Below are 6,950 nucleotides of genomic sequence, written 5' to 3' on the forward strand. Positions count from 1 at the left end.
GACCACCGGCGGCCCGCTCGTCTTTTCAGAAACGTCTCAGACAGTTCTTCCGATCCCTGTGGGATGCGCACAGGTTTCTCTCAGGCGGGTGCCCGAACGTAGTGCGTGACAGAGAGTCACATGGGAGGGGATCGGTCATGACCGGGAGAGCGCAGCACAGTCAGCAGGGGGACCGGCCGGGGGACCGGGGAGCCGCCGCGGCGGTCCGCCGCGGTGCCCGGCGGACGGCGGCCCTGGCGGCGGCGGTCACGCTCGCCGCGGCGGCCGGGGTGTTCGCCCTGGTCGGCACGATGCAGTCGGACGCCGCCACGACGGCGAGCAGCGGCACGGGCACGACGTCCAGCAGCACCACGGGCACGACGTCGAACAGTTCCGACTCCGGCTCCGGTACGGGCAGTTCGTCCTCGTCGTCCTCGTCGTCCTCGTCGTCCTCCTCGGGCCTCCAGTCCTCCTCCGGCGGTCTCAGCTCCGGCAGCGGCTCCACCGACGCCACCTCGGGGGCGTCATGACCACCCTCGCCGCGCGCACCACGGCCGCCGCGGACTGGCGGGCCCTCGGCACCACCGTGCGCCTGGTCGTCACCGACCCGGCCCTCCTGGACTCCTGCAACCTGCTCCTCGCCCGGCAGCTCGCCGAGGTGGACGCGGCCTGCAGCCGGTTCCGCGCCGACTCCGAACTCACCGCCCTGGACACCTCCGACGGCCGCCCCGTCCGGGTCAGCCCGCTGCTCGCCGAGGCCCTCGCCGTGGCGCTGCGCGCCGCCGAGACCACGGACGGCGCGGTCGATCCCACGGTCGGCTCGGCGATGGCCGCGATCGGTTACGACCGCGACTTCACCCTCGTCCGGGAGGACGACCGCCCGGTCTCCCTGCGGGTGCGCCGCGCCCCGGGCTGGCGCAGGGTGCTGCTCGACCGGGCGACCGGCACGGTCACCGTTCCCGCGGGCGTCCGCCTCGACCTGGGCGCGACGGCCAAGGCCTGGGCCGCCGACCGGGCCGTGCGGATGCTGGCCGAGGCAGCGGGCTGCGGGGTCCTGGTGAGCCTCGGCGGCGACACGGCCGTCGCGGGCGAGCCGCCGGCGGGCGGCTGGCAGATCCGCGTCCAGGACGTCACCGGTGCGGTCGACGAACAGCCGGCCCCGGGGTCGTACGACACCGTCGGGCTGCGCTCCGGCGGCCTGGCCACCTCCGGTACCTCCGCCCGCCGCTGGCAGCGCGGCGGGTACGACCTCCACCACGTCGTCGACCCGCGCACCGGGCTGCCGGTCCGCTCCCCGTGGCGCACGGTCTCGGTGGCCGCCGCCGACTGCGCCGACGCCAACGCGGCGACCACGGCGGCCCTGGTCAAGGGCGCGGGCGCGGAACGCTGGCTGACCCGGCTCGGCCTGCCGGGGCGCCTGGTCGCGCACGACGGCACGGTCGTCACCACCCCGGGCTGGCCCACCGCGGCCGTCGCGCCGGAGGCTGCCGCATGACCTCCGGGACCCTCTGGTACGCCAGCCGGGCCACCTGGCCCACCTCGCGCTGATCGCCCGCTACGGCGCGCAGTGGTTCCGCTCGGCCGGTACCCTCGCCGAACCGGGCAGCGTCCTGTGCACCCTGCACACGGCCGGCCGTGAGATCCGGGTGGTGGAGGCCCCGTTCGGCATGCAGCTGGGCCGGCTCCTCCCCTTGGAAGGTGCGTCCGCGGTCCTGGTCGGCGGCTACCACGGCACCTGGATCCCGGCCGCCGAGGCCGCCCGGGTCCCGCTCTCCTCGGCCTGCCTGGGCGCGGGTGTGCTGGCCGCCCTCCCCGCCGACCGCTGCGGTGTGACCGAGACCGCCCGCGTCCTGCGCCACCTGGCCCTTCAGTCCGCGGGCCAGTGCGGTCCCTGCCTCAACGGCCTGCCCCGCATCGCCGCCGCCTTCCGGACCCTGGCCACGCCGGGCCCGCAGGGCACCACCCGCACCGACATCTCCCGCTGGGCGGGCCTGGTCGAGGGCAGAGGAGCCTGCCACCACCCCGACGGCACGATCCGCCTGGTACGCAGCGCCCTCACGACCCTCGCCACGGAGATCGACGCCCACGCGAACAGCCACTGCACGGCGTCCGACCGCACCCCGCTGCTCCCCGTACCCACCGAGCAGGCCTGACATGGACCAGCACATGGACATCGACCGGACGTCCTGCCAGGCCCACGGCCTGTGCGCAGAACTGCTGCCCGAGCACATCACCCTGGACGAATGGGGCTATCCCTGGTCGACGGCCGCCCCATACCGCCCCGCACCAGGAAACGAGCCCGCAGAGCGGCGTCGGACTGCCCGGTCCTGGCCTTGAAACTGAGGGACGAGCAACTCCCCAGGGGCGCGACCAGCCCCCACCGACCCGCACCCGACCGCGTCAAACCCACCCGGCGAACTCAAGCAACAGCTCCGCATCCCTCGGCCGGCCCACCCGAAGGGCTCGCACCCCCGACTCCACCGCCCGGAACAACGTCCAGCCCCGCAACCGCTCCTGATCCACCTCGAGCGACTCCGCGAGCCGCTTGATCCGCCGCCGGGTGATGGACGCCCCGGAGGGGGACGCGATCAGATCCTCCACCCGGTCCCGCACCAACCGCGCCAGATCGAAGGCGCACTCCCCGACCACCGGATCCGGCCCCACCGCAAGCCACGGCAACCGCTCCCCGGCCAGCACCTTGCTCTGCCGGAACGTACCGTGCAGCAACCGCGGCTCCGGCTCGGCGGCCAGCAGTTCCTCCCGGGCGGCCAGCGCCCCCGCCACCAGCGCCGCCACGTCCGCGTCCGCGGCCGCCGCGGCCATCGCGGCGGCCTGTCGCCCCGTCCGCTCGGCCACGGTCTCGAACGCATACCCGGACGGCGGTTCCACCCAGAGCCGCCGCAACGTCCCCGCGGCCTCCAGCAGCGCCTTCGCCTCCGGCAGCGACCGCACCGACACCTCCGGATGCAGCCGCTCCAGCAGCAGCACCCCCGCGGCCGCGTCGCCCTCCAGCAGCCGCACCGCCCCCAGCCCACCCCAGTGGGCCAGCGCCGCCGCCTCGCCCTCGGGGCGGGCCCGCCGCGGCGCCAGCTTCAGCACCGCCGGTGTCCCGTCCGCCCGCCGGACCAGCAGTACGACACTGCTGCGGCCGCCGGGCACCTGCACCCGCTCCACGGTCAACTCGCGTAGCGAGACGGCCCGATCCACCGCACCCGGCAGCTTCTCCAGCCACTCGTCACCGTCCGGCGCCGTCTCACCGAGCGCCTTCACCAGGCGCCGCGGCGGTTCGAAAGCCATACGCGAGTCGTTCCTTCCTGTCCTAGGGAGTCGCCGAAGCGGCGGGCGAGGCCGAACCGCCGGCCTGCCCCTGCGGCGCGCCCCGCTCGGCGAGCCCAGGGAAGGCTACGCTCTCCCCGCGCCAGCGCACCGCCCGCACCGCGGCCTCCCGCAGTGCCCCGGCCGCCGAGCCGCGCCGCTCGCCCGAGGAGGCCCGGACCAGGTCGGAGTAGACGTCGGCGACCCGGTCCTCCAGTTCGGCGGCGAGCCGTACGGCCGTCGCCGAGTCGCTCACCGCGAACGGCAACGCGTACGCCGCGCTCGCGGCGACGGGCTCACCGCCCAGGTCCCGCACCTCCCGGGCCAGCGCGTCCCGGCCGGACCGGTGCGCGTCGTAGGCGGAGCGCGCCTCGGCCAGCCGCTGCGCGTCGACCCGGCCGCCGACCACCCCGTAGCCGTACACCGCCGCGTGCTCGGCCGCCAGCGCCGCCTGGAGCGCCCTGAGCACGGCCGCCCTGGCCTCGTCGCTCACTTGTCACCCTTCGTCAGCAGATACGCGTGCCCGGCACCGGCGGCCGCCACTCCCGCGAGCAGCCGCGCCAGCTCGCCGGGGACGTCCAGGAGCGCCTTGGCCCGCTGGTCGGCGAGGCTCCGCTCGGCCGCGGCCAGCTCGGCGAGCGCGGCCTTCGCGTCGGCCGGAACGGCCGGGGAGGCCGCGGCGGACGGCGGGGCGGTGGCGGAGGGCGGGGCCGACGAGCCGGACGGCGAAGCGGATGCGGTTGCGGATGCCGAGGCGGTCGCCGTGGGTGAGGCCGTGCCCTCCTCGAACGCCGCCGCATGGGCCGCCACCTCCGCCCGCAGCGGCCGCAGCCGCTCCGCGAGCGCCGGATGGGCGGCGAGCACGGCGTCGTACCGCCCCAGCAGCCCCCGGCTGTCCCGGGCCGCACGCGCGCGTGCCCGTGTGACGACGGACGGGGTGGTGCCGGTGGCGTCGGGGTCGGCGGAGCAGCCGGCCAGTACGGCGGCCGAGGCCGCTGAAACGATCAGGCTCCTCCTGCGTACTCCCGAGCGGGTACGCGACGACGGGGGCAACGGCACGGCAGACGTCCTCGGGGGGCTCGTACGAACACACGGGCGGGCAGGCGCCCCGCCGTGATCACGTTACCCGCGCATCCGGTCAACCCGCGTCACCGGCTCGTCACCCTCGCGGCGGCAGCACGCACCACACCTCACGACCCGATACGCTTTGACCAGACACGCGACCCATCCCACAACAGCACACGCGGCCGAGGAGTCACCCGGATGAGCACCACCCAGAGCGAGAGGCTCCGAGAGCTCCTGGAACCGCTCGTCACCTCCCAGGGACTGGATCTCGAAGAGATCGCCGTGGACTCCGTAGGACGCAAGCGGGTGCTGCGCGTCGTCGTCGACTCCGACACCGGGGCCGACCTGGACCAGATCGCCGATGTGAGCCGTGAGCTCTCGGCGAGGCTCGACGACACCGACGCGATGGGCGAGGGGGAGTACACCCTCGAGGTCGGCACCCCCGGCGCCGAGCGCCCCCTCAAGGAGCACCGGCACTTTGTGCGGGCCGTGGACCGGCTGGTGAGGTTCCAGCTCGCCGAGGGCGGGGAACTGGTCGCCAGGATCCTGGACGTCGACGACGAGGGCCTCGACCTGGAGGTGCCGGGCGTCAAGGGCCGCAAGGCCACCGCGCGCCGACTCGCCTTCGCCGACATCGACAAGGCGCGCGTACAGGTCGAGTTCAACCGCAAGGACAAGAAGGAAGAGGAGGCGTAGCCGTGGACATCGACATGAGCGCCCTGCGGGGCTTGGTTCGGGAGAAGGAGATCTCCTTCGACCTGCTGGTCGAGGCGATCGAGTCGGCCCTCCTCATCGCCTACCACCGCACCGAGGGAAGCCGCCGACACGCGCGCGTGAAGCTCGACCGGGAGACCGGGCATGTGACCGTGTGGGCGAAGGAGGACCCCGAGGACCTGGAGGAGGGGCAGGAGCCGCGCGAGTTCGACGACACCCCGTCGGACTTCGGGCGGATCGCCGCCACCACCGCCAAGCAGGTGATCCTGCAGCGGCTGCGGGACGCGGAGGACGACGCCACGCTCGGCGAGTACGCCGGCCGTGAGGGCGACATCGTCACCGGTGTCGTGCAGCAGGGCCGCGACCCGAAGAACGTGCTGGTCGACATCGGCAAGCTGGAGGCCATCCTGCCGGTGCAGGAACAGGTCCCCGGCGAGAACTACGCGCACGGCATGCGGCTGCGCTCGTACGTCGTGCGGGTGGCGAAGGGCGTGCGCGGGCCCTCGGTCACGCTCTCCCGTACCCACCCGAACCTGGTGAAGAAGCTCTTCGCCCTGGAGGTCCCGGAGATCGCCGACGGGTCCGTGGAGATCGCCGCCATCGCCCGTGAGGCCGGTCACCGCACGAAGATCGCGGTACGTTCCACCCGTTCGGGCCTGAACGCCAAGGGCGCTTGTATCGGCCCCATGGGCGGCCGAGTCCGCAACGTCATGGGCGAACTGAACGGCGAGAAGATCGACATCGTCGACTGGTCGGACGACCCGGCCGAGATGGTGGCGAACGCGCTGTCCCCGGCCCGCGTCTCCAAGGTGGAGGTCGTGGACCTGGCGTCCCGGTCCGCCCGGGTGACCGTGCCGGACTACCAGCTCTCGCTGGCGATCGGCAAAGAGGGACAGAACGCCCGTCTCGCCGCCCGGCTCACCGGCTGGCGCATCGACATCCGCCCGGATACCGAACAGGCGTCCGAGTAGATACACCCTCACCCTCGCCGGGGTTCACCCGGACGGGGGGAATAGTTCCCGGCCGCAGGTGGCTTGGATTACGACAACGGCCGTTCGATCTTTGCCCCGAAGGGGTGAGGTCGGTACGGGGAGGTAGACTTAGCAGTGTCTGGCCGGACGCGAGCCCGCGCATGCCCTGAGCGCACCTGTGTGGGGTGCAGGCAGCGAGCGGCCAAGACCGAACTGCTGCGGATCGTGGCGATCGGGGACGACTGCGTCCCTGATCCTCGCGGTACGCTGCCCGGCCGGGGTGCGTACGTACACCCCGCCCAGGTCTGTCTGGACCAGGCGGTACGCCGCCGGGCACTTCCGCGGGCGCTCCGCGTCCCGGGCCCGCTGGACGTAAAGGCGTTGCGCCGGTACGTCGAGCAGTAACACCGTAAGAAGCGTCGTACGGAACGTCCGTGCGGCTCAGGTACCCCGCGAGTTGGAAGTAGGTCGAGATTGCGATGAGCACTCGATGAGCACGCGATGAGTACGCCCATGAAGTAGCGACGGTCCGGACGCACCCGGACCTAAAAGGAGCGAAGTGGCTAAGGTCCGGGTATACGAACTCGCCAAGGAGTTCGGAGTTGAGAGCAAGGTCGTCATGGCCAAGCTCCAGGAACTCGGTGAATTCGTCCGTTCGGCGTCCTCGACGATCGAGGCGCCCGTTGTACGCAAGCTGACCGACGCCCTGCAGGGCGGCGGCAGCGGCAAGCCCGCCCCGCGCAAGGCTGCCCCCAAGCCCGGCGCGCCCTCTCCGGCGCAGTCGGCCCGTCCGGGTGCCCCGAAGCCGGGCGCCCCCCGACCGGCTGCCCCGCAGCCCCCGGCCGCGCCCGCGGCTCCGCGCAGCTCGGGCACTTCGCCGGTGCGGCCTGCTGGGGCATCTGCGAC

11 protein-coding genes are annotated in these 6,950 nt (G+C 73.6%); 7 read left to right on the forward strand and 4 right to left on the reverse strand.

From position 1 onward, the window contains the following. Positions 1-160 precede the first annotated feature (160 nt). The gene (locus tag ABZ646_RS36345) at positions 161-484 is read right to left on the reverse strand and encodes a hypothetical protein (protein WP_360528833.1); all 324 of its coding nucleotides are present in this window, start codon (positions 482-484) and stop codon (positions 161-163) included. A gap of 21 nt (positions 485-505) precedes the next feature. On the opposite strand from ABZ646_RS36345, the gene ABZ646_RS36350 reads away from it, so the two are divergent. The 3 genes from ABZ646_RS36350 (at position 506) to ABZ646_RS36360 (ending at position 2,316) form a co-directional block, all read left to right on the forward strand. Continuing rightward, on the forward strand, positions 506-1,474 hold the full coding sequence (locus ABZ646_RS36350) for an FAD:protein FMN transferase (RefSeq protein ID WP_360528835.1): 969 nt from the start codon (positions 506-508) through the stop codon (positions 1,472-1,474). 154 nt (positions 1,475-1,628) lie between these two features. Further along, positions 1,629-2,132, forward strand: a complete 504-nt coding sequence (locus tag ABZ646_RS36355) for an NADH-ubiquinone oxidoreductase-F iron-sulfur binding region domain-containing protein (RefSeq protein ID WP_360528838.1) — start codon at positions 1,629-1,631, stop codon at positions 2,130-2,132. A 13-nt stretch (positions 2,133-2,145) separates the two neighbouring features. After that, positions 2,146-2,316, forward strand: a complete 171-nt coding sequence (locus ABZ646_RS36360) for a ferredoxin (protein ID WP_360528862.1) — start codon at positions 2,146-2,148, stop codon at positions 2,314-2,316. A 63-nt stretch (positions 2,317-2,379) separates the two neighbouring features. On the opposite strand, the gene ABZ646_RS36365 is transcribed toward ABZ646_RS36360, so the two are convergent. Genes ABZ646_RS36365 through ABZ646_RS36375 form a run of 3 tightly spaced genes read right to left on the reverse strand, consistent with a single transcriptional unit; the run spans position 2,380 to position 4,353 of the window. Next, entirely contained in the window at positions 2,380-3,276 is an 897-nt protein-coding gene (locus tag ABZ646_RS36365) for an aminoglycoside phosphotransferase family protein (protein WP_360528841.1), read from the reverse strand. Between the two features lie 22 nt (positions 3,277-3,298). Next, entirely contained in the window at positions 3,299-3,787 is a 489-nt protein-coding gene (locus ABZ646_RS36370; protein WP_360528844.1) for a ferritin-like domain-containing protein, read from the reverse strand. Further along, a complete protein-coding gene (locus ABZ646_RS36375; protein ID WP_360528847.1) occupies positions 3,784-4,353 on the reverse strand; it encodes a hypothetical protein in 570 nt (189 codons plus the stop codon). Before ABZ646_RS36375 ends, ABZ646_RS36370 begins: the two co-directional genes overlap by 4 nt. 204 nt (positions 4,354-4,557) lie before the next feature. Between ABZ646_RS36375 and rimP the strand changes: the two genes are divergently transcribed. From rimP to ABZ646_RS36395, 4 genes are all read left to right on the forward strand, one after another. Then, on the forward strand, positions 4,558-5,055 hold the full coding sequence (gene rimP / locus ABZ646_RS36380) for a ribosome maturation factor RimP (protein WP_360528850.1): 498 nt from the start codon (positions 4,558-4,560) through the stop codon (positions 5,053-5,055). A gap of 2 nt (positions 5,056-5,057) precedes the next feature. Beyond that, positions 5,058-6,044, forward strand: a complete 987-nt coding sequence (gene nusA / locus ABZ646_RS36385; RefSeq protein ID WP_360528853.1) for a transcription termination factor NusA — start codon at positions 5,058-5,060, stop codon at positions 6,042-6,044. 135 nt (positions 6,045-6,179) lie between these two features. Further along, a complete protein-coding gene (locus ABZ646_RS36390) occupies positions 6,180-6,449 on the forward strand; it encodes a YlxR family protein (protein WP_360528856.1) in 270 nt (89 codons plus the stop codon). 154 nt (positions 6,450-6,603) lie between these two features. Beyond that, on the forward strand, positions 6,604-6,950 hold a 347-nt coding region (locus ABZ646_RS36395; protein WP_360528859.1), incomplete at its 3' end, for a translation initiation factor IF-2 N-terminal domain-containing protein.

It is taken from the genome of Streptomyces sp. NPDC007162, from assembly GCF_040634175.1.
Classification (GTDB): domain Bacteria; phylum Actinomycetota; class Actinomycetes; order Streptomycetales; family Streptomycetaceae; genus Streptomyces.

What these genes read in the sequence shown, in the direction of transcription:
- ABZ646_RS36350 (WP_360528835.1), top strand. Translation starts at nt 506, where the DNA reads ATGACCACCCTCGCCGCGCGCACCACGGCCGCCGCGGACTGGCGGGCC.
- ABZ646_RS36360 (WP_360528862.1), top strand. Translation starts at nt 2,146, where the DNA reads ATGGACATCGACCGGACGTCCTGCCAGGCCCACGGCCTGTGCGCAGAA.
- ABZ646_RS36365 (WP_360528841.1), bottom strand. Translation starts at nt 3,276, where the DNA reads ATGGCTTTCGAACCGCCGCGGCGCCTGGTGAAGGCGCTCGGTGAGACG.
- rimP (WP_360528850.1), top strand. Translation starts at nt 4,558, where the DNA reads ATGAGCACCACCCAGAGCGAGAGGCTCCGAGAGCTCCTGGAACCGCTC.